Genomic DNA, 21,920 nt, shown 5'->3' on the forward strand with positions numbered 1-21,920 from the left:
TTGACATGTATTTTAAATGCGCTCCGCTATTCGGAGTTTGGCACTTCGCGACCTATTGTTCATTGCTATTTCTTCTTTTGATGGAATTATCAATCCCCCTACTTTTTTAAAGGGAACCTGAATGTTCCCATAAAAATCTTTCTCGGGCTCCCCCTCGAATTGGCCCGCCCGAATAAATCGCTTCACCAAACGATCTTCGAGCGAGTGGTAACTCAAAATGCTCAGTCTGCCGCCTTTGTTCAAAAGCTCGGGAGTCTGCGTTAAAAACTCCTTGACGACCTCGATTTCTTGATTTACCTCAATACGGATGGCTTGATAGATCTGCGCCAGTATTTTGTGCTCTTTCGATTGGGGCAAAAAAGGCTTTAAACTCGATTTCAACTGCGCCGTTGTCAGAATTGTTGCTATTTCTCTTTGGGCGATTATCGTTTTTGCAATCGCATTCGCATTGCGTAAATCACCATATTCAAAGAGAATCCGTCTGAGGTTGTCATAATCATATGCGTTGACCACATCATAGGCCGATGTTGTATTTTTCTTGCTCATGCGCATATCGAGCTCAGCATCGAAGCGTGTTGAAAATCCACGTTCGGCTTTATTGAACTGATGCGACGAGACCCCGAAATCGGCCAAAATTCCATCTACTTTCCGAATGCCATAGAACTTTAAAAATTGTGTGGTGTACCTGAAATTTTCATTGATCAATGTGAACCTATCGTCATCGATCGTATTTTCAAGTGCATCTTCATCTTGATCAAAGGCAATCAACTTGCCTTCGCTTCCCAGACGTTTCAATATTTCTTTTGAATGGCCTCCGCCACCGAAGGTCACATCCACATAAATTCCATCCTCCTTTATATTCAGCCCATCAACGGACTCTTTTAAAAGAACAGGGTTATGATACATCGTCGCCATCATCTCCGTCATCACCCATTACCTCTTCGGCCAGGGCCGCAAAATCTTCGGCGGTCTCATCCAAGACCTTTTCATAGCTATCCTTATCCCATATCTCTACAATATTGATGGCCGAGCTTAATACTACCTCTTTGCTTATGCCCGCAATGGACACCAAGTTCTTGGGTATCAATAATCTTCCGGTGGCATCTATCTCGACGACTTTGACCCCAGCGGAAAAACGTCGAATGAAATCGTTGTTCTTTTTCTTGAAGCGGTTCTTCTTGTTCATTTTCTGCATGAGCAGATTCCACTCTTCCATTGGGTAGAGCTCCAAACAGGGTTGAAAAACCGATCGTTTGATTACAAAACCGTTGTTAAGTACCGGAGACATCTGATTTTTTAGGGCAACAGGTAACATTACCCTACCTTTGGTATCGGCCTTACAATCGTATGTTCCGATAAAATTGATCACGTAAACGGTTGGTTTTTCTTTTAATAACTCAAATATATAAATATTATTACCACATTTTACCACAAATTACCACTTTATTGGTAAAATTTATCATTTTGAGCATTTTACACGCGCCAAAGACGACGTAGCACCCGCTATTTTTTGAAATCCAATAGGTCGTATTTGAGCCCTAAAAACACTTGTAAAACAGTTGTAGGTGTTACTCAATCTGCTTGGATGTTAAGGAATATGTCTATATTTGCGCCCATAGACCAGAAGTATCCTGAATGGAAGAAAAGATAATTACCGAAGGCAAATACAGGTATATTGAAAAGGGTGAGGGAACTCCCATAATTATTTTACATGGTCTAATGGGAGGGTTGAGCAACTTTCACGGTGTTACAGATCATTTTCCGAAAAATGGATATAAGGTGCTGGTACCTGAGCTACCGATTTATGATATGCCTTTGCTCAAGACCAACGTTAAGCAATTCGCCAAGTTTCTTAAGAAATTCATAGAATTTAAAGGCCTAAAAGATGTCATTCTTTTGGGAAACTCCTTGGGAGGCCACATTGGGCTCTTGCATACCAAAATGTACCCGAAAATGGTCAAGGCGCTCGTAATTACGGGTAGTTCAGGATTATACGAAAGTGCCATGGGCGATGGTTATCCAAAACGTGGGGACTATGAATTTATCAAACAAAAGGCCCAAAATGTTTTCTATGACCCCGCCGTCGCCACCAAAGAAATAGTGGACGAGGTCTTTGCTACCGTCAACGACCGCGTGAAGTTGGTCAAGACGCTTGCCATTGCCAAAAGTGCCATACGGCATAATATGGCACAAGATTTACCGAAAATGCGAACTCCGACCTGTATCATTTGGGGAAAAAATGACAGTGTTACCCCACCTGATGTAGCCGAACTGTTTCATGAATTACTGCCCGATTCGAATCTTTTTTGGGTCGAAAAATGTGGCCATGCCCCTATGATGGAGCATCCCCAAGAGTTCAACTCGATTCTCGATGCTTGGTTGGAGGAGAGAGGGTTTTAGATAGTTGGCGGTGGGCAGTCGCAGTAGGTAGTACTGTTAGACGATGGGCGAATTTTTTTGCTGATGATTACCTGAACGTTTAGTGAACAAAAGTCTATTTTCCCTATTCTATTTTCAAAACTCCTTAAGATGAAAATCAAGACCGCCGACTTTGTGATGAGCAACTCCGACGTTGCCAAATGCCCGAACGAACCTTTGCCGGAATACGCTTTTATAGGTCGTTCCAATGTGGGGAAGTCTTCCCTCATCAATATGTTGACCGAACGCAAAAGTTTGGCCAAGACTTCGGGTCGGCCCGGAAAAACCCAACTCATCAACCATTTTAAGATCAATAGCAATTGGTTTTTGGTCGATTTACCGGGTTATGGATACGCCAAAGTGTCGAAAAAAGATAAAAGGACTTTTCAAAAATATATTACCAATTACTTTTTACAACGCCAACAACTGGTCTGCAGTTTTGTTTTGGTCGACATTCGACACGAGCCGCAAACAATCGATTTGGAGTTTATGGAATGGATGGGTGAAAACCAGATTCCGTTTTGCATCATATTTACCAAGGCGGACAAGCTGAAACCAAAGGCTATTGAAAGAAATGTCGATGCCTATATCGGGCAATTATTAAGTGGGATTTGGGAAGAGGCCCCACACTATTTTATTACCTCCTCTTCGAAGGGAGTCGGTCGCGATGAACTTTTGAGCTATATTGATTCAATAAATAATGAATTTTTTGAAGCTCAAAAAAATTAATCGCTAAGTACGCTGTTCAATTAAATTAATTAACGATTGGGCATTCTCCAAACTTTTTAGTTCTTCCGGATTTACAAAAACTTCCAATCCATCACTTGTCGCCGCCAAAACAATGGGGAACGTAAACTTGTGCCCGAACTTCGATGCGTACTGCTTTTTGAATTCATCCTTATGCAAAAATTCCATGGGAATTTCGGACTCCTTTTCGAAATTTTGCCCATACTTTATTTTCGGTAAACGCCCCAAAGGTCAATTCACATAAATTACATTCATACGTGTTCGGACTCAAAATTTTGTGGGCCCCATCAATTATGGCATTTCGAAATCCTGAGTCGGCATTGTAGATAAAAATGAGTTTTTGCATTCGTGTTTTTTGGGTTGAAGGTGAATATACTATATTTAAGGTATTGTCTTAACCCGTTGTACATTTTGATAGTTTTCATGTTATTTTTATCTAAAATCTTCATTCTTTGCCTCTAATCCTAAAGGAAGGAATGAAGATTTCCCCGATTCACCCTTCAGGAAGGGGAAAAATTGGAGAAATCAGTTCAAAATGTACAACGGGGTTTGTCTTATCAAATTAGAACTCCTTACCAAAAACCATAAAAATGAAAAAAACGATATTCCCGATTCTATTGATCTTGCTATTTTTAGGATGCCAAGAAGAACCTAAGGAAAAAATTCCCCCGATCATAGCTCCTTTTTCCGACGTAGATACCTTGGCCATCAATGATTGGTGGAACCGTGCCGAAAACCCGATCATCAATTTAAAAGTGGGACGGGATAGTGTGGTCGCCTTCGGAATCTACACAGTATCAAATAATATTTTGAAGCTCAGTGCCCAATTATATCCGCTGTATCCAGAAGAAACGCGGGAAGTCCGCTTGGAAATCGAAGAAAACGGCTCGTGGAAAGAAGTACAAAAGCAAACTATCAACGATTTGGGTTGGTCCGCCTTGTTCCGCATCGAGAATTGGGATGATTCCAAAGAGGCAAAATACCGAATCCTTCACGGCGAAAATGCACAGTACGAGGGACTCATACGAAAAAACCCGAAGGATAAAGAACAACTTTCCCTAGCGGCACTTTCCTGCAATTCGAACCAAGACCGTGGTATGCGCGAAAATTATGTGCGCAATATCAACCATCAAGATCCTGATCGATCTTTTTTGCGGGAGACCAATCGTACGACCACACCGAACATACCGCCGCATGGCTGAAATTCGGACTCCAGTTTCGCGAAACCTTCCGAAACCGACCGGCCATTACCATACCTGATGACCATGATATCGGGCAGGGCAATCTTTGGGGTGAAAACGGAAAGGTATCGACTTCGCAAGGTAGTCCCGATGGTGGATATCGGTACCACCCCGAATATGTGAAAATGGTCGAGCGTTGCCAAACGGCACATTTACCGGATGCCTACGACCCGACACCCGTACAGCAAGGTATCGGCGTGTACTACACCAATTTGTTATGGGGAGGCGTGGACTTTGCCATTTTGGAGGATCGTAAATTCAAATCTGGACCAGAAGGCAAGATTCCACAACAAGGGCCTAGGCCCGATCATATTCGAAATCCCGATTATGATCCGGCTTCTATCGATTTACCGGGGCTTACACTCTTGGGCGACCGCCAATTGAATTTCTTGGATGCTTGGGGCACTCAAAATACCGATGCCCTAAAAGTAGTGCTCTCTCAGACCGGCTTTTGCGGTGGAGCACATATTCACGGTACGTTGGACAATCGACTGCATGCCGACCTTGACTCTAACGGATGGCCCCAAACCGGACGTAATAAAGCCCTGGAAAAAATCAAAAAGGCAAACGCGATACATATTGCCGGCGACCAACATTTGGCCACGGTCATCAAACAAGGTATCGATGAATTCGGTGATGGCCCGTGGGCCTTTGTCGTACCCGCCATTGTGAATGATTACTACAGCCGTTGGTGGTGGCCCGAAGATGAGAACGAAGGAGCCAACCCGAACAGGAACACCGAGCTGCCGTGGACCGGGGATTACCTCGACGGTTTCAACAACAAAATCAGTATGATGGCCTATGTAAACCCAGAGAGTCATTCAAAAGGGGGCGGCTACGGATTGATTCATCTTGACAAAAAAGAAAAGGCGGCCACCTTTGAATGCTGGCCCCGCTATGTGGATGTCACCCAAGATGGTGCACAACAATTTGAGGGGTGGCCGATTACAGTTTCGATGGAATAGAATTCGTCTTTCATATAGGTATTTTGTATATCAATCGATATATAGAATCACTTTTGATATACAAAATGAACATATGTTCATTTTGTATATCACATTATATTTCAGGGGTTTTCAAAAGAAATTGTAATTTTAAAATAGTAACGAAATATGCATATATATATGTATGTGTTGGCGTACATTATCAAACTAAAGACATAAGAATGGAAAATTTAAAAAATATTTGCATCCTATTTTTTTTCATTATTGTTATACCAAACTGCAAAGCCCAGCCGAATAATTCTGAATCAACTGCATTTACCAATATTACGTTGATCGATGTGGAAAAATCCAAGTCATTAGAGAATATGACAATCATTATTAGTGATGACAAAATAAAATCTGTTTTTTCGAGCAATTCACAGCAAATTCCAACCAGTGCTGAAATTATCGATATGACAGGTCATTATATTATTCCGGGTCTAATAGATGGACATGTTCATCTTTTTGCAAATCAAAATAGAAATGCTGATTTAAAAAAACTTCTGTTTTCTGGGGTTACCTCTTTACGGGATATGGGTGGTGATGCCAGAGTATATCAAAAACTTAATCAAAATATAGCAAACGGATCAATACCATCTCCTAATATATATTATTCCGCAACCTTCTTTGGTCCAGAATTTTTAGTAGATCCTCGCACAAAATTTGCAAACAAGGGAATTAACCCAGGAGAAGCTCCATGGATGAGGGTTGTAAACGATGATACTAACCTAAGGAAGGTAATTTCCGAAGCAAAGGAAATCGGAGTAACTGGAATTAAGGCCTATGCTTCAATTTCACCCGATTTACTTAAAAAGATTTCGGAAGAAGCTCATAATCAAGGATTGAAAGTTTGGAGCCACTCAGCTACTTTTCCAAGTAAACCAAGTGACGCAGTAAAGGCAAATGTGGATGCTATATCACATGGTGTTGGAATGATAGCAGAAAAGGCTGAAACAGTTCCTAATTCATTTAATGATGCGATACGTAATTTTATCCCAATTCAAGATTTTGAAAATGCTAACGCCTTATCTAATGTATATGTTAATCTACTCCAATCAATGAAATCCAATGGAACTATATTCGAACCAACTATCTCAGCTTGGAAAAGAGTTCAAACTGAAAATAAGGATGCTGAAAAGAATGAGAAAAAAATAAACCCAAAGAGTAATATGACACAAGCAAAGACTAAAATGAACATTCCCGCTATGAATAAATGGGTTAATAACATAACCAATGCTGCCTATATTAATGGAGTTACTATTTCAGCCGGAACCGACTTTACGCGGACAATAAAGTGGATTCAAGATGAGATTCGGTTTCTTGTTGAATCTGGTCTTACTGAAATTGACGCCATCAGAGCAGCAACTTTGAATAATGCCATGGTAATTGGAATTGATAAAACTCATGGTTCAATTTCAATTGGCAAGCAAGCTGATTTAGTTATTTTAACCAAAAACCCATTAGAAAATATTGAAAATATAAGAAGTGTAAAAATAGTTTATAAAGACGGGAAACGGTATTCAGCAAAAGAGTAAATTAAAACGTACGCCAACAAAGGCTCCTATGAAAAGCCTTAGTCCAGTTCTCTAAAGTTAATTAATATTTTCTTTTTTACTTAAGACCGCAAAATCTTTGAGATTTTGCTTTAGGGCAGAAAAAAAGAAAAGAACACAGAAAAATAAAAATACCATGAAAGCAACGCCCGAACATAATAAGCGGATCGCAGAAATGACGTTTTCATCGGTGTATCCGCACTATATCACAAAAGTTGAGAAGAAAGGCAGAACCGTAGTAGAGTTACATCAGGTTATAAGGTGGCTGACCAGTTTCGACGATGAAAAACTTCAAGAGCTGATCGAAGAGAAAGCAACTTTTGAAACCTTCTTTAAAAAAGCCAAATTAAACCCTAATGCCCAGCTCATAAAAGGCGTCATCTGTGGCTACCGTATAGAGGAACTTGAAAATCCCTTAACAAAACAGGTACGGTATTTAGACAAATTGGTTGACGAATTGGCAAAGGGTAGAGCCATGGAAAAGATTTTGAGAACATAGTGCGCACAAATTACAAATCAACAAAATGCAAATCAAACAAGAAGACGATGGCAAACACGGTCAATTCTATATCGAGGTCGATGGGGATAGACTGGCCCAAATGACCTACACTTGGGCCGGACCGAACAAATTCATTATCGAGCACACGGAGGTCGATGATGCCCTGCGGGGAAAAAGTGCAGGAAAACAAATGGTCATGAAGGCCGTAGCGTTCGCCCGTGATCAGGGCAAGAAAATACTCCCTTTGTGTCCTTTTGCGAATAGTGTTTTTAAGAAGGTGCCCGAAATAAGGGATGTTTTATAATGTAGAATCTGAAAAAAATAGCATGAAAACAACGCTCCATAAAGCAAATACCCGAGGCCACGCCGACCGCGGTTGGCTGAACAGCTACCACACCTTTAGTTTTGCCAATTACCATGACCCAGAGCGTATGGGTTTTGGTGTGTTACGGGTATTGAACGATGATGAAGTTTCCGGCGGAATGGGATTTAGCAAGCACGGCCATAGCAATATGGAGATTATATCGATTCCGTTAGAAGGTGATCTAGAACATAAAGATAGTATGGGCAATGCCACCATTATCAAGCAAGGTGATATTCAGGCCATGAGTGCCGGTACGGGTGTACAGCACAGTGAGAAAAATAAGAATCGGGACAGACCGGTCAAATTCTTGCAGATTTGGGTCATTCCGAATAAAGTGAATGTGGAGCCAAAATACGACCAGATTACTTTGGATTCAATAATGCTTAAAAATAACTTCCAGCAAATTGTTTCTCCCAATTCAGATGATGAGGGAGTTTGGATCCATCAAAAGGCTTGGTTTCATTTGGGGGAATTCGAGGCGGGGCACGAAATCGAATATAGCTTGAAGGATCGTTCGAATGGAGTCTACATTTTCATCCTGGAAGGAAAAACAAAAATAAATGACCAACCACTCGCACGGCGGGATGGTCTTGGAGTACAAGAAGCCGAAACCTTGAATTTTTCCGTAAGCGAAAATGGCACAAAGATTCTACTGATGGAAGTGCCTATGGCCAACTAAGTCTTTTTTCTTCAGCAATGATTCGCGTTGCGCTCAAATACCTACCCTTAACCATTTCATTACATCAAATTAATTTATTCTATCTTGTGATGACTTAGTTTTATGACATCTGTCATATTATTCGTCAAAAGGTATCTTTAGTTTTATCATTCTAAATAACAACACACAATTATGGATAAAATTTCAACGATTCTGGTTCCTTTTGATTCTTCGACCGCTGCAAGAACCGCATTCGACTATGCCGTAAATTTTGTGGGAGATGACAAAAACATGGAAATTTGCTTGGCCTATGTCGAAGATGATGAAAAGATCGATATCACAAAAGCATTCGATGACCTACAAAAAAAGTATGCAAAAGAACTAAAGAAGCCCTTGCAACTTTTCACCCGGAAAGGTTCGTTGTCAAAAGCACTATCACAAATCCAAGAAAACCAAAAAATCGATTTGGTCATCATGGGAACCTCAGAAGTTGAAGACCATGAAATCAAGTTGATCAGTAATACTTCGAAATTCGTTTCGGAAGTCGATTCTCCCGTTCTGGTAATTCCAGAAAAAATGAACGAATTTCAAATCAAGAACATCGCCCTGGTTTTGGGAAAGGAAGAAATCGATGATCGACATGCCTTGGAAACCTTGCTGGACGTTGCCCGAAAATTCAATGCCAAAGTCCATGTCTTGACCATTGAAAATACATCTGAAATGTATGGCTATTCAGAAGCCGATCAAACCAATGAAAATTTGCTCGAATACTATCTGGAGAATTTTTATTCTGAACATACTTTTATCGAAAATCCCGATGTGGTCAAAGGCATCTTATCACATGCTTCTGAAAAAGAAATGGACATGATAGCCATACTTCCTAGAAATCATGCAAAAAAGAGTAATCCTTCCGAAGGAAGATTGACCGAAATGTTGACCCTAAAATCTAAAATTCCGGTTTTGGCCATTGATTGATTTATGAATCCGGTCGCTACTTCAGTTCTAATTTCTCCGCAAAATAATCGCAGAAATCTTTCATGGTGGCCGTCATTTTTTCATCTTGGGTAGCCTTCATAAACGTATCGGAAAGCGAGACCAAAGTCTGATGGAAGAAAATCTTCATCTCATCCACGGGCATATCTTTGGTCCAAAGGTCAATTTTTAACGACTCTTGGTTTTTACTGTCCCAAACCGAGAGCAGCATGGCCTTTGCGTCTTCGTTGTCCACTCCCCCGTCTTGGGCGGACCATGTTAGCTCTTCGGGCACGCGATTTTCATCGAGGCCGACTTTTAAGGTTATTTCTGAAGTATGCCGCACTGCCATTATTTCGAAGGTTTATAATTACTTTTCTTGAAAATTTCTTCCGAGGACACAGTCATAAGCTGTTCTAGCGTTAGTTCATTTATATCCATAAATGCTCTTACGATTTGCCATCCTATATATCGCCCAATTCTTCCGGGTGATTCATTGTCGAGTTCGAGACCGAATTTGGAAAAAGGGGCCGGGTCTAAAAAGCGAAGATTGAGTTTGTTGTCGGTACTATATAAATGTTCTTGCTCAATAAAATTGCGCCATATAGGTTCTTCATTGCCTTTGGCCCATTCTAATTGTTCTTCGGTAAATCCGATCTTTTCGGCATCGGTACCAAAGGGCATTATTTTATCCTTTATGTACAACTCTTTACCATATCGGATAATTTTCGAAAGAAAAGTACGTGCATCGGGCCGTGGCACCACTTTTTGAGTAAAGGCACTTGCCACATCACTGACCAAATATTTTCGATCCAATCCGTTTGCGATATATTGTTGCATCCCCTTATAAAATTTGTGATTCGCTCCGAGGTAATTATCGAGGCCGATGAGCAAGAGGGTATCGGCCAAAATTATGCGATTCTGATAATCGACCTCCGAAGTCAATGTAATGACCAGAGGTGCTTCATGTTTCGGAAAATAATATTTTATATGTTTGAACAATGCTTCCAAGTCTTCCCTTTCTCTTCCAAAATCAGGAAATGCTTGTTTTACCTCGGTAAGAATTTCAATTTGAAGCGTATCCGTCATTTTCGCCGACCATATACTATCAGAGTATTGTGGTGGGAACAAATAGGGATAGGCTTTTTTTAACCTGGGAAGATCGGAAGGCTGCGCATCGCCTACTTCCATATCGAACCTTGCGACCCGAAGTTCAAGCGGGATGCTGGCTATTTCCTCCGCGGTCTTATCATTATCATTACAGGCAAAAAACAGTGCCAAAATTAAAAAAAACACAAAAATCCTCTTTTCCATAGAAAGTAAATTCGGTTATGCTTTAATATTACCTTGCTACCCTTTATTTTTATCCGGCAAAGTTAACAGTTAACCTAATAAGAACCCTCATGCAGACCGAAAAAGTAATCGATTATATTGTCGAATGGCTAAAGGATTATGCCACAAAAGCCAAGATGAGCGGCTTTACCATTGGCATTTCGGGCGGAATCGATTCGGCAGTAACCTCGACCTTATGTGCAAAAACCGGACTTGAGCTGTTGTGTCTTGAAATGCCCATCCACCAAGCGAAAAGCCAGGTCAGTAGGGCACTGAACCATATTGATTGGCTCAAGGATAATTTTAAAGGGGTCGATTCGGCAACGGTGGATCTTACGCCCGTTTTCGAAGGTTTCAAGACCGCATTGCCAACCGTTGAACATGAAGAAGAACGATTTTTGACTTTGGCCAACGCGCGCGCGCGATTGCGCATGACAACATTATACTATTTTGCAGGACTTAAAAAATATCTGGTCGCAGGTACGGGAAACAAGGTCGAAGATTTCGGTGTAGGATTTTACACGAAGTACGGTGACGGAGGCGTCGATCTCAGCCCTATTGCAGATCTCTTAAAAACCGAGGTATATGAAATCGCCAAGTTTTTAGGAATTAACGAAGAAATCATCAAAGCGGCACCTACCGATGGACTTTGGGGAGACGACCGAACCGATGAAGACCAAATAGGCGCATCATACCCCGAATTGGAGTGGGCCATGCAGATGGATGCCCGTGGAAAGCAGACAGACGACTTTTCGGGAAGGGAGAAACAAGTATTCGAAATCTATAAAAAATTCAATACGGCCAACAAGCATAAAATGGTTCCGATACCGGTTTGCGACATTCCTGAAATGTTAAAACGTACCACTTAACTAAGAATCAGGTATATAAAACGAATATAATGGCTTACATTACCTTTTTTTGAGAAAAAAACTACAAATTTGTCTTCATAATTAGATATTTAAAACTTACATTGCGTGTGAGTAATTTACTCATATCTACGAGATTATAAGTATCGAAAAAACTAGACCAAAATGATTAAAGTATTAATTGCAGACAACCATCCAATCATTCGAATGGGTGTAAAAAATGTTTTAGAAGCGGCCTCAGGTTTTCAAGTTCTTGGTGAAGTATCCACGACATCCGAACTTTTTTCGAAATTGGAAGAACTTTCACCAGATGTGGTTATGCTTGAGATGGACATTCCTGAAATTAACGGTATAGCGACTTTGCGAAAGATCAAAAAAGAATACCCCGATGTACGGGTATTGATGTATAGTGGCCAATCTGAAGATGTTTATGCACTTAGTACCATTAGGGCAGGTGCGTTCGGCTACCTTTCGAAAGCATCCGATATCGACTACATCATCTCTGCCGTACGAAAAGTTGCCGAGGGCAATATGTTCATCACTAACGAACTGGCCCAGCGATTGGCATTCGACGAGGGTACACAAAAGCCAAGAAGATTCTTCAGAAAACTTTCGACAAGAGAGGTTGAAGTACTAAAACTATTGGCCAGTGGAAAACGAAACAAAGATGTGGCCGAAAGCCTCAATCTCAATGAGAAAACGGTCAGCACGTACAAGGCGCGCTTGATGAAAAAATTGAACGTTGACAATATGGTGGACCTTTTGCAACAGGCAAAAGCACTGGAGTTATATTAACGACATACTGCCGACCTGAAACAAAAAACCCAAGCTATGCTTGGGTTTTTTAATTTCCGAATTATGATAAAACCCTGTTCAATTTTTTGTTCAGTAATTTGTTCAGTTGTATATAATTCATAATTTCTTCCAAGGTCTCTTGATGGTCTTCTTCATTGTTTTTTGTTTCTCCCTGCAATGTCTCCATCCTTTTTTTGATCAAATAACAACGTAAGGTCAAAATGGTTTCGCTAACGAGTTGGGCAACTCCGCTCTTTTTCTCTTTCGGATAGATATCCTTGCTCTCCCAATCGTGTAAAACATATTTTTCTTCCTCCATCAAAATAGAGGATATTTCGGAAACCATTTCTTGATCCAGTTCGGCAATGAACGTATTTACCGAAAAATCTTCTTTCTCGTTCAACTGGGCAATCAATTTATAATATATTTTTCTGAAATGTTCGTTGGTCAGTTCAATCTCATCATCTTGAAGGTCGAGATAGACTTTTTCATAAACCTTTGCTTCCAACGATTCGGGCTCCAAAATCAAGTTTCCCTCCTCATTTTCTTTGAGTACAAGGTCTTCGAACTCTTGCTTTTCATTTCCGTATAGAAGTAGCATCTCAATAATCTTTCGTTCCAGCTCATATTGCACATCTACTTTTTCTACGGCAACCTCATTTTTTACAACTTCGAAGGCCTTCTGTTCTTGTTGTACCTTTTTCGAGGCATCCGATGCTTGCTTCTTACCAATTTGTGCCAAGGTACTAAAGAGCACACCCTCCGAAACGTTCATGATATGGGCGCATTCTTGAATATAGATTTCCCTTTTGATCGCATCCGGAATCTTGGAAATGCTATTCACAATGTCACGAACCGTATCTGCCCTCTTGATAGGGTCGTTGGCTGCCTCCTGGGCCAAAAGATTGGCCTTGAATTGAATAAAGTCCTTTGAGTTTTCTTCAAGATACAGCGTAACGTCTTCCAATTCGTTGTTCTTTGCAAAACTGTCGGGATCCTCACCTTCGGGAAAAGAGCATACTTTCACGTTCATACCCTGCTCCAAAATCAGGTCGATACCACGTACGGAAGCGCGGAGTCCCGCAGCATCGCCATCAAAAAGAACGGTGATGTTCTTAGTAAGGCGATTGACCAACCGAATCTGCTCGGGAGTCAATGCCGTACCGCTGGACGATACCACATTTTGTATGCCCCGCTGATAGAATTGAATGACATCGGTATACCCTTCGACCAAGAAACAATTGTCTTCTTTGGCAATGGCCTGTTTCGCATAATAGATGCCGTAGAGCACCTTGCTTTTATGGTAGATGTCACTCTCTGGGGAATTCAGATATTTCGCAGCTTTTTTGTCATTGCCTAAAATCCGTCCCCCGAACCCAAGTACACGTCCGCTCATCGAGTGGATGGGAAACATGACACGACCTTTAAAACGATCGAACTTTTTTGGATCACCAGGATTGGCGGTATCTTCTTTTACAATGGTCAATCCTGTTTTTTCTAGATATTCCAAACGATAGCCCTTATCAAGGGCCGCCATCGTAAAACCATCCCACTGATCCAGACAATACCCCAAATGGAACTTTTTGATGGTCTCATCGGTAAAACCGCGTTCTTTAAAATAACTGAGACCAATAGCTTTCCCTAACTCGGTTTCCCAAAGCATTTCGGAAAAATGTTTCTGGGCGAATTCAGAGACCAAGTACATACTCTCACGTTCGTTCGCCTCTTCTTTTTCCTCATCGGTGCGCTCGGTCTCCTCGACCTCGATGTTATACTTTTTAGCCAAATATTTTATAGCCTCGGGATAGGTGAAATGTTCGTGTTCCATCAAAAAGGCAACTACATTACCACCTTTGCCACTACTAAAATCCTTCCATATCTGCTTTACGGGCGAGACCATAAAACTGGGCGTGCGCTCATCGGTAAACGGACTCAACCCCTTAAAGTTCGAACCCGATTTTTTCAACTGTACAAAATCACCGATAACCTCCTCTAATCGGGCGGTTTCATATACTTGGTCTATGGTGGATTTTGAAATCAAAATGTTGTGGGTCTAGTTAAGCAAATATAACAATCCGTATCGGTAAATATAAGCTAAAATAGGCGTGCTAGAAAGAATGAACCCCCATTTTCAGGGAGTCCATTTTCACTATCAAAAGGGTAAAATCTGGTGGCCAATCACCGCAACTTTGTACCATAGAATTTAAAAACCCATTAATAACCTTAAAAACAAAAATTATGATCTGGGGAATTTCATTAGTATTATTGAGTATCATAGCCGTACCCTCGCTGATACTTTCAAAAAAACCGAACGCCAAAGAACTATTGGCAAAAATTGAACCGTATCAAGGCTGGATCGGTATCGTCTTCTGCTTCTTGGGAGTTTGGGGCGTCATTACCGCAATATTGAACCTGAACTGGTTGAGCCTAGCACCCATATGGTGGGTCACCATTTTGCTCGGTAATCTGGTCTCTGCAACTTTGGGTTTTATGCTTGGTTCAGGCCTGATCAACAAGCTTTTTCTCTCCAACAACGAATCCGCGAAGGCCAAGGCCGAGGAGTTTCGGGAGAAATTGGCCCCAAAACAAGGCAAATTAGGACTTTTGGGCATTGCGGTCGGAGTTTGGATGGTCGTAGCCTCCTTTTTATTCACCATTGCATAAGTTTATCGACTATTGAACGTTTCTTTATGAAAACTGTAAAACCATTTTCTATTAATCATACATTCGAAAAAAAACGGATATAAAACAAAAACCATGAAAAAATCAATTTTAGTTATTGCGCTCATCTTCACGACCATGACAACTTTCGCACAGAGTTATACCAACAATATAACCGTAAACGGAATACACAAATACTCCATGTCACCCGAATACACGGCAAAAATGATCGTAAGCATGTCGAACGTCTATTATGATGCAGAAACCATGTCAATGTCCGAAGTAAAATCAGGGTATCTTGATAAATTGGCCAAAATAGGCATTAGCAGCGATCGTCTTGAAGAAGATGACCTGCACTATTCTATGATGGGCTATGACAAAGAGGGTACCGTATTCGTTTTCAAGACCAAATCATTGGATGAAATAAAAAAGTTCTTGATGGTCAAATCGATCGGTGTAACGAAGTCTGACACGACCCTCGATGCCGAATTAACGGAAAATCAAATGGCCGAATATGCTAAGAGCGCCTTTGACAATGCCAAGAAAAAAGCGCAAGCCATTGCCGAAAAAGTCGGTAGAAAAATCGGAAAAGCCATTTATATCAGCGATACGAATTACACGAAAATTTCTGAATCGATGTATTACGGTAGTCCGGCAAACACCAAAGACTACTACATCTCGGTTTCTTTCGAGCTTCTTTAAAATATGAACTCATTTAAGTTGGTTGTTTATGAAAAGAGCTTTGTTCGCCTTAGTACTGTTGTTCATAGTCCTAAATGCATGCGGGCAAGGCTCTTCTTCCAAAAAAGACAACACCGTCTCGAAGCCGGAAAACCAGCATGTTACTTCACAATTTGATACGGACGGAAAAACTATCGATACGCGTTTTGTCATTCCTCAAGGATTCAGAAGAATTACGGCAGATAGTGCTTCTTTCGCCTATTATCTTAGAAACCTTCCCTTAAAACCATCAGGTGCGCCGGTTACCTATTTCGATGGACGCACCAAACCCAATAGGAATATTTACGATGCGGTAGTGGATTTACCGATAGGGAAACGAGATTTGCATCAATGTGCCGATGCCGTAATCCGATTAAGGGCCGAATATTTTTTTGAGGAAGAAAAATACGATAGCATCCATTTTAACTTTACCAATGGTTTTAATGCGGATTATCCAAATTGGCAAAAAGGAAAACGGATTGTGGTCGACGGAAATAAAGTATTTTGGAAACAATCATCACAAGCCTCAGACAGCTATAAAAGTTTCTGGAAGTATCTTGAAATGGTCTTTAGCTATGCCGGTACAGCTTCCTTGGAAAAAGAACTGAAACCGACCGACCTTGAAGAAATGAAAATCGGGAATGTCTTTATCAAGGGAGGTTTTCCAGGACATGCCGTTATTGTGGTCGATATGGCTGTTCAAGAATCTACAGGCGAAAAAGTATTTCTTTTGGCACAAAGTTATATGCCGGCCCAAGAAATTCAGATTCTTAAAAATCCAATTAATCCAAATTTGAGTCCGTGGTATTCTGTCGATTTTGGCAATACGCTCAAAACTCCGGAATGGACGTTCAAAAAATCACATCTTAAACGATTTTAGTATTTCCTATCTTTGGATAAATCATTGGTCATGATTCTCTTTTTAGGCACAAGACCTGGAAAAACCGAAATAAAACAACTTCAAAATGTTAACTGTCCCTTTTGCGCACAATCGGGAACGCTGACCGTTTCAAAGACCAGCAACTGGTTCCATTTATTCTGGATAAAACTTTTCAGAATATCATCGAATACCGTTGCCGAATGTTCGCATTGCAAGCGTGTCTATTTTGAAGAGGAGTTTTCGGAGGAGATGCTACGCGCACTTTCGTGAGAAACCTGTCCACGAGCTTCTTACAAAAGGTCGACAGATTGCCGCACTTTGCTCGCAATAGCGTCACAAATCAAATCGCAACCCTAAAGAAATGTTATGCTGTTCCACATCGGCATTCTTGAAAATAGGATTGAGGTCGTACTTGGCATACAACAATATTCCATCGAAACCAGCATAGGCACTGAGTCCGTATACGAAATTGGTCGTATTATAGCCTCGCTTCAATTTGTCTTTTACATTTTCGCCGTTGCGGTTGTATTTCAATTTTTGACGCGTACCTAGATTAAAACCTCCGTAGCCACCTATACCGAGTCTAAACTGGTTTCGCAAAGAGTAGCGAATTGTCTTTTCGGTTTCTCTACGTTTCGAAGGCCCGAATTCAAGGTGTACGGGAAAAACAAGATTATCCATCCTAAACTTTGATTTTTTCAAATCAAATTCGAATTCTTCGAGCGATACCTGACCGTTGTTTGCTTCGAAATACTGATTGCCCTTGGGTTTTAACCCATTAAACTGAAACGAAAAACCGTAGTTAAAGCGCATGAAATTCGAATTCTTGAAGACCCGTGTACGCCAAGACCATCCTAATTCGGCAAACCTGCTTCCTCCTATTTTGTATGGGGAATCTTCAAGCGACTGGCCATCTACCAGAGCATTGTTCAGCCCCACCGCAAAAACAAAGTCCGAATTGGTCCTGCGATCATATTTCAGGGGTCTGTTTCGACTTTTGAAAATAGTCCAAGGTTCTCCATCACCTAGCGTTATACTAATACCGTCATCTTCATCACGAATGGTGAACTCATTCTCATTTTGCAAAACCGCTCCTTCATTACGGTCAAGCAACGCAATTTTGTTATCGATAATCGCTATCCTATTTTCTATGTTCAAAGCTCGCTTTTTTGCAGCTTCTTCTTTTAAGGTATTGGCTTCAGCGGTAGTGATTTCGCCATCCTCCAAACGCTCGTTGATGTATGAAACTTCAGATTTCAATGCTTCTTTTTCTTGTTCGGTTATTTCCGCTTTTTGAGCATTCAATTGCTCGATTCTTTCCTTGTACCATTCTTGTCCCGAGGCATTTTGAATTGAAAATGCAACTACTAATGCGAAAAGATAAACAGCTAGTCTACTCATGATGATTTGATTTTGATAAGCTCCTCCGGACCTCTCCGCCAGGAGCGGAGAGGAGAATGGAAGCCTGATTGATGAATGATTGATGAATTAGTTATTACGGTCGACCACAGCGGTTCTTACTTTTAGGAATCCGGATTTCAGTTTTTCGAAAATCTGATTTCTAAAGGATTGATCAAGTTCTTCCTCCACCTCTGATAGAAGGGCCATGGCATCGACGGAACCGCTATTGGAAAATAATTTATCGGTCAGCAGTTCTTGTTGGGCCATTCTCAAAAGAGAATCTACTTCGGCATCGGTCAAAGCGGATGTATCTTGTTCCATGGCATCGACTTGGGCTACCATTTCAGCAATTTTGGCTTCGATACGTGCGTCTGAAACCGACAATTTTGACCTAGTATCGTTATCCTCGATTTTGACTTCAAAATCATTTGATGTCTTCTCGGGTCCAACATCTCCAACAACTACATCACCTTGTATAACTTCAGATGATTTTTTTTGAACATCTTCAAGAACTATGGTAGTTTCAATTGTCTTTTCTACAGGAGTTGTTTCTTCTTCCAATTCACTTTTAACATCAGTTTTTGGTGAATTCACTATTTCGACTTCAGGAGTTGATTTTATATCCGGTCCTTTAAAAACCAAAACTGAGATTAGAATCAGCCCCACAACACTGGCCGCGATACCATACCAGAAATAACTTTTACTTTTTGAAGTTTCGGGCATTTCCAATTGTTCGGAAATTCTTTCCCACGCATCCAGTGAGGGTTGAATTTCCCGCCCTTTCAGCCTTTCCTGTATATGTTTTTCAAACTTATTGGTTTCCATAACCGATGATATTTTGTTTTTTCAATTGGGCCTGTAACATTTTACGGGCCTTGAATAATTGTGATTTGGAAGTACTCTCGCTGATTTGTAACATATCCGCTATTTCTTGGTGTCTATACCCTTCCACGGCGAAAAGAACAAAAACCAATTTATAACCTTCAGGAAGCTTATCGATTAGAATTTGTATGTATTCAGCATCCAAATCATTTGAAATCGAAATACTATTAGCTTCTTTTTGTTCGAAAATGTCATCATCATAAACTACGAATTGACGTTTTCTTAGGTATGAAATACTCTCTCGAATCATGATTCTTCGGATCCATCCCTCAAAACTTCCCTCAAACTTAAATGTGTGCAAATGTTGAAAGACTTTCACAAAGCCATTAATCATTACATTCTCGGCAAAATGAATGTCCTTGATATATTGGCGGCATACACCCAACATTTTAGGGGCATGGGTCTCATACAGTCGACGTTGCGCCTCTCGGTCACCTTTGATCGACTTTTTAATGAGTTGTTTCTCGTTTGTATAAAATGGAATGATCTTCAATTTTAAAGGCTTCTATTTAACTAGACGAAGAATATAGCAAAAACGTTGCCTGAAGAAATTTTTTTTAGGAATTATTTTTAAACCTATTGATTTTTAGTGGATTGGATTATTTTTTTCGATCGACCACATAATCTACCATCAGACGTAGGGCACTCTTATATTCTGATTCAGGATAATGATCTAACAAGGTGAGTGCCTCGGTCTTGAACTCGAGCATTTTTTGCACGGCATATTCCAATCCGCCATTATCTTTTACAAAAGCGATGACTTCTTTGACCCTTTTTTTATCCTTGTTATGATTCTTTACCGAATTGATTACCCATTTTTTGTCCTTCGGATTACAATGGTTCAAAACATAAATTAGCGGCAAGGTCATTTTTTGTTCCTTGATATCAATACCGGTAGGTTTGCCAATTTTATTTTCCCCATAGTCAAAGAGGTCGTCCTTTATTTGAAAGGCCATTCCGCAGAGCTCTCCAAATTTTCGAAAATTCTCCACATCGGGAGAATCGGGTTTTACCGAACAAGCACCTAAACTGCAACATGCCGCAATCAAAGTCGCCGTTTTTTGACGAATAATTTCGTAATATACATCTTCCGTAATATCAAGTCTTCGCGCTTTTTCGATTTGCAACAGCTCGCCTTCGCTAATTTCGCGCATCGCTACGGAAATAATCTTAAGCAAATCAAAATCTCCATTATCAACGGACAAAAGCATTCCTCTGGCCAATAAAAAATCGCCGACCAGCACCGCAATCTTATTTTTCCAAAGGGCATTTATTGAAAAAAAAACCTCGACGTTTATTACTATCGTCGACCACGTCATCATGCACCAAACTGGCCGTATGTATCAATTCGATGACCGAAGCCCCGCGATAGGTGCGTTCGTTGACTTCACCATTGCTCAACAATTTGGCAGTCAAAAAAACGAACATCGGGCGCATTTGTTTGCCCTTACGGTTCACAATATAATAGGTGATACGATTGAGAAGGGCTACTTTCGAAGCCATGGATTGATGGAATTTCTGCTCAAAGAGCTCCATCTCTTCCCTTACGGGTTCCTTTATTTGGGATACTATTTTCAAAGGATTCTCGGTTTATTGGGTAGGCTAGTGTATTCCTGTAAAAATAGGGAAAAGCAAGGAGTATTCAGTAGGCAGTTGCAGTTCGCAGTATTTCTTTGTTCAAGCCCGCCTGCTGGCGAGGCGGGGTTCAATTTTCCTTTGCAAAAGAGGTTCAGGGTTTAAAGAAGTTTTCAGCGAGACCCTCAAAAATAGATCAAACTCTTGGGTAATATCTTTTGATTAAACCCACAATTTTACCCTCAGGATAACCTATTCGACCTTAAATCATAGTTTTTCTATTGCCCAAATCAAGGACTACATACTAACACTGTCTACTGCTTATTCGCTAATTGCCCACAAGCCGCATCGATATCCTTTCCTCGAGAACGTCGGACCGTTACAATAATTCCATTTCGCTCCAACGTATCAACATACATCTCGATCGCCCGGTTCGAGGCTTGCTTGAATTCACCATCATCTATGGGGTTGTATTCGATGAGGTTCACTTTTGAGGGAGCGAATTTGCAAAAATCAACTAATGCGTCCGCATCTTTTTGAGAATCGTTGATACCTTCCCAAACAACATATTCATAGGTAATACGACTTTTTGTCTTTTCATACCAATAATCCAATGCCGTGCGTAAATCTTCCAAAGAGAAAGTGGCATTGAACGGCATAATGGAAGTACGTATATCATCGATCGCTGAATGTAACGAAACCGCCAATTTAAATTTTACTGCATCATCGGCCATTTTCCGAATCATTTTGGGTACTCCTGAAGTGGAGACGGTAATTCGTTTTGGCGACATACCAAGGCCTTCTTGAGAAGTGATTTTTTCGATAGCCTTCAGTACATTGTTATAGTTCATCAACGGCTCGCCCATACCCATAAATACAATATTGCTCAGAGGCCTATCAAAATACAAACGACTTTCATTGTCGATAGCGACTACTTGATCATAGATTTCGTCCGGGTTCAAGTTGCGCATACGCTTCAATCGGGCAGTAGCACAGAACTTACAGTCTAGACTACAGCCCACTTGGCTTGACACGCAGGCGGTCGTTCTCGTCTTTGTAGGAATCAGTACCGATTCGACGATCAAATCGTCATGCAGACGGACAGCATTCTTAATCGTGCCGTCGGAACTGCGTTGCATTTGATCTACTTTTATATGGTTGATCACAAAATTAGCTTCGAGCATTTCCCTGGTTTCTTTCGAAATATTGGTCATGCCCTCAAAAGAATGTGCAGATTTTTGCCAAAGCCATTCGTACACCTGATTTCCCCGAAAGGCCTTATCGCCCTGCGAAATAAAAAAGTCACGCAACTGTGCCTTGGTAAGGGCTCGTATGTCTTTCTTTTTTGTCTTCTCCATTATATGGAAATAAAA

26 protein-coding genes and 1 pseudogene are annotated in these 21,920 nt (G+C 40.8%); 15 read left to right on the forward strand and 12 right to left on the reverse strand.

The features are described 5' to 3' along the window. Positions 1–12 precede the first annotated feature (12 nt). Entirely contained in the window at positions 13–927 is a 915-nt protein-coding gene (rsmH, locus tag N8A86_RS03765) for a 16S rRNA (cytosine(1402)-N(4))-methyltransferase RsmH (RefSeq protein ID WP_430682194.1), read from the reverse strand. After that, positions 896–1,369: a division/cell wall cluster transcriptional repressor MraZ gene (mraZ, locus tag N8A86_RS03770; RefSeq protein WP_273567853.1), complete on the reverse strand. Its 474-nt coding sequence runs from the start codon at positions 1,367–1,369 to the stop codon at positions 896–898. The genes rsmH and mraZ overlap by 32 nt, the downstream gene beginning before the upstream one ends. 266 nt (positions 1,370–1,635) lie before the next feature. On the opposite strand from mraZ, the gene N8A86_RS03775 reads away from it, so the two are divergent. Continuing rightward, a complete protein-coding gene (locus N8A86_RS03775; RefSeq protein WP_273567854.1) occupies positions 1,636–2,400 on the forward strand; it encodes an alpha/beta fold hydrolase in 765 nt (254 codons plus the stop codon). Positions 2,401–2,529: 129 nt separating this feature from the next. Further along, positions 2,530–3,147: a ribosome biogenesis GTP-binding protein YihA/YsxC gene (gene yihA, locus N8A86_RS03780; RefSeq protein WP_273567855.1), complete on the forward strand. Its 618-nt coding sequence runs from the start codon at positions 2,530–2,532 to the stop codon at positions 3,145–3,147. Between the two features lie 3 nt (positions 3,148–3,150). Here the strand turns inward: yihA and N8A86_RS03785 are convergent, their stop codons facing one another. Both N8A86_RS03785 and N8A86_RS03790 read right to left on the reverse strand, forming a co-directional pair. Continuing rightward, on the reverse strand, positions 3,151–3,333 hold the full coding sequence (locus N8A86_RS03785; protein ID WP_273567856.1) for a hypothetical protein: 183 nt from the start codon (positions 3,331–3,333) through the stop codon (positions 3,151–3,153). Further along, positions 3,317–3,511, reverse strand: a complete 195-nt coding sequence (locus tag N8A86_RS03790) for a hypothetical protein (protein WP_273567857.1) — start codon at positions 3,509–3,511, stop codon at positions 3,317–3,319. Before N8A86_RS03790 ends, N8A86_RS03785 begins: the two co-directional genes overlap by 17 nt. 244 nt (positions 3,512–3,755) lie before the next feature. Here N8A86_RS03790 and N8A86_RS03795 point away from each other — a divergent pair, with 244 nt between their 5' ends. The 7 genes from N8A86_RS03795 (at position 3,756) to N8A86_RS03825 (ending at position 9,438) form a co-directional block, all read left to right on the forward strand. Beyond that, entirely contained in the window at positions 3,756–4,367 is a 612-nt protein-coding gene (locus N8A86_RS03795; protein ID WP_273567858.1) for a hypothetical protein, read from the forward strand. A 68-nt stretch (positions 4,368–4,435) separates the two neighbouring features. Then, entirely contained in the window at positions 4,436–5,371 is a 936-nt protein-coding gene (locus N8A86_RS03800; protein ID WP_273569017.1) for an alkaline phosphatase D family protein, read from the forward strand. A 200-nt stretch (positions 5,372–5,571) separates the two neighbouring features. Next, a complete protein-coding gene (locus N8A86_RS03805; RefSeq protein ID WP_273567859.1) occupies positions 5,572–6,924 on the forward strand; it encodes an amidohydrolase family protein in 1,353 nt (450 codons plus the stop codon). A gap of 154 nt (positions 6,925–7,078) precedes the next feature. Next, positions 7,079–7,441, forward strand: a complete 363-nt coding sequence (locus N8A86_RS03810) for a DUF2200 domain-containing protein (protein ID WP_273567860.1) — start codon at positions 7,079–7,081, stop codon at positions 7,439–7,441. Between the two features lie 25 nt (positions 7,442–7,466). Next, the gene (locus N8A86_RS03815) at positions 7,467–7,745 is read left to right on the forward strand and encodes a GNAT family N-acetyltransferase (RefSeq protein ID WP_273567861.1); all 279 of its coding nucleotides are present in this window, start codon (positions 7,467–7,469) and stop codon (positions 7,743–7,745) included. A gap of 22 nt (positions 7,746–7,767) precedes the next feature. After that, positions 7,768–8,484 carry a pirin family protein gene (locus tag N8A86_RS03820; protein WP_273567862.1) on the forward strand — a complete coding sequence of 239 codons (717 nt, stop codon included), beginning with the start codon at positions 7,768–7,770 and terminating at the stop codon, positions 8,482–8,484. 171 nt (positions 8,485–8,655) lie between these two features. Beyond that, positions 8,656–9,438 carry a universal stress protein gene (locus tag N8A86_RS03825; protein WP_273567863.1) on the forward strand — a complete coding sequence of 261 codons (783 nt, stop codon included), beginning with the start codon at positions 8,656–8,658 and terminating at the stop codon, positions 9,436–9,438. Between the two features lie 16 nt (positions 9,439–9,454). Here N8A86_RS03825 and gldC read toward each other — a convergent pair whose 3' ends face one another. Then, positions 9,455–9,787, reverse strand: coding sequence for a gliding motility protein GldC (gene gldC, locus N8A86_RS03830; RefSeq protein WP_273567864.1), 333 nt, complete (start codon positions 9,785–9,787; stop codon positions 9,455–9,457). Continuing rightward, on the reverse strand, positions 9,787–10,749 hold the full coding sequence (gene gldB / locus N8A86_RS03835; RefSeq protein WP_273567865.1) for a gliding motility lipoprotein GldB: 963 nt from the start codon (positions 10,747–10,749) through the stop codon (positions 9,787–9,789). The genes gldC and gldB overlap by 1 nt, the downstream gene beginning before the upstream one ends. A gap of 89 nt (positions 10,750–10,838) precedes the next feature. On the opposite strand from gldB, the gene nadE reads away from it, so the two are divergent. Further along, positions 10,839–11,636, forward strand: a complete 798-nt coding sequence (gene nadE / locus N8A86_RS03840; RefSeq protein ID WP_273567866.1) for an NAD(+) synthase — start codon at positions 10,839–10,841, stop codon at positions 11,634–11,636. 162 nt (positions 11,637–11,798) lie between these two features. Then, the gene (locus N8A86_RS03845; protein WP_273567867.1) at positions 11,799–12,428 is read left to right on the forward strand and encodes a response regulator; all 630 of its coding nucleotides are present in this window, start codon (positions 11,799–11,801) and stop codon (positions 12,426–12,428) included. Positions 12,429–12,489: 61 nt separating this feature from the next. On the opposite strand, the gene dnaG is transcribed toward N8A86_RS03845, so the two are convergent. Then, the gene (gene dnaG / locus N8A86_RS03850) at positions 12,490–14,469 is read right to left on the reverse strand and encodes a DNA primase (RefSeq protein ID WP_273567868.1); all 1,980 of its coding nucleotides are present in this window, start codon (positions 14,467–14,469) and stop codon (positions 12,490–12,492) included. Positions 14,470–14,666: 197 nt separating this feature from the next. On the opposite strand from dnaG, the gene N8A86_RS03855 reads away from it, so the two are divergent. The 4 genes from N8A86_RS03855 (at position 14,667) to N8A86_RS03870 (ending at position 16,959) form a co-directional block, all read left to right on the forward strand. Further along, positions 14,667–15,092 carry a hypothetical protein gene (locus tag N8A86_RS03855; protein WP_273567869.1) on the forward strand — a complete coding sequence of 142 codons (426 nt, stop codon included), beginning with the start codon at positions 14,667–14,669 and terminating at the stop codon, positions 15,090–15,092. Positions 15,093–15,185: 93 nt separating this feature from the next. Beyond that, positions 15,186–15,791 (forward strand): SIMPL domain-containing protein, encoded by a 606-nt coding sequence (locus tag N8A86_RS03860; RefSeq protein WP_273567870.1) that lies wholly within the window; start codon positions 15,186–15,188, stop codon positions 15,789–15,791. Between the two features lie 28 nt (positions 15,792–15,819). Then, positions 15,820–16,689, forward strand: coding sequence for a DUF4846 domain-containing protein (locus N8A86_RS03865; protein WP_273567871.1), 870 nt, complete (start codon positions 15,820–15,822; stop codon positions 16,687–16,689). 30 nt (positions 16,690–16,719) lie between these two features. Next, positions 16,720–16,959 carry a zinc-ribbon domain-containing protein gene (locus tag N8A86_RS03870; RefSeq protein ID WP_273567872.1) on the forward strand — a complete coding sequence of 80 codons (240 nt, stop codon included), beginning with the start codon at positions 16,720–16,722 and terminating at the stop codon, positions 16,957–16,959. 63 nt (positions 16,960–17,022) lie between these two features. On the opposite strand, the gene N8A86_RS03875 is transcribed toward N8A86_RS03870, so the two are convergent. The 5 genes and pseudogenes from N8A86_RS03875 to rlmN all read right to left on the reverse strand — a co-directional run bounded on the left by N8A86_RS03875 (position 17,023) and on the right by rlmN (position 21,905). Beyond that, positions 17,023–18,090 (reverse strand): porin family protein, encoded by a 1,068-nt coding sequence (locus tag N8A86_RS03875; protein ID WP_273567873.1) that lies wholly within the window; start codon positions 18,088–18,090, stop codon positions 17,023–17,025. 87 nt (positions 18,091–18,177) lie between these two features. Beyond that, positions 18,178–18,915, reverse strand: coding sequence for a hypothetical protein (locus N8A86_RS03880; RefSeq protein ID WP_273567874.1), 738 nt, complete (start codon positions 18,913–18,915; stop codon positions 18,178–18,180). Beyond that, positions 18,902–19,465 (reverse strand): RNA polymerase sigma factor, encoded by a 564-nt coding sequence (locus N8A86_RS03885; protein WP_273567875.1) that lies wholly within the window; start codon positions 19,463–19,465, stop codon positions 18,902–18,904. The genes N8A86_RS03880 and N8A86_RS03885 overlap by 14 nt, the downstream gene beginning before the upstream one ends. Before the next feature lie 106 nt (positions 19,466–19,571). Next, a pseudogene (locus N8A86_RS03890) lies at positions 19,572–20,550 on the reverse strand (polyprenyl synthetase family protein). Between the two features lie 311 nt (positions 20,551–20,861). After that, positions 20,862–21,905: a dual-specificity RNA methyltransferase RlmN gene (gene rlmN, locus N8A86_RS03895; protein WP_273567876.1), complete on the reverse strand. Its 1,044-nt coding sequence runs from the start codon at positions 21,903–21,905 to the stop codon at positions 20,862–20,864. Positions 21,906–21,920 lie beyond the last annotated feature (15 nt).

It is taken from the genome of Maribacter halichondriae (assembly GCF_027474825.1).
GTDB classification, from domain to species: Bacteria; Bacteroidota; Bacteroidia; order Flavobacteriales; family Flavobacteriaceae; genus Meishania; species Meishania halichondriae.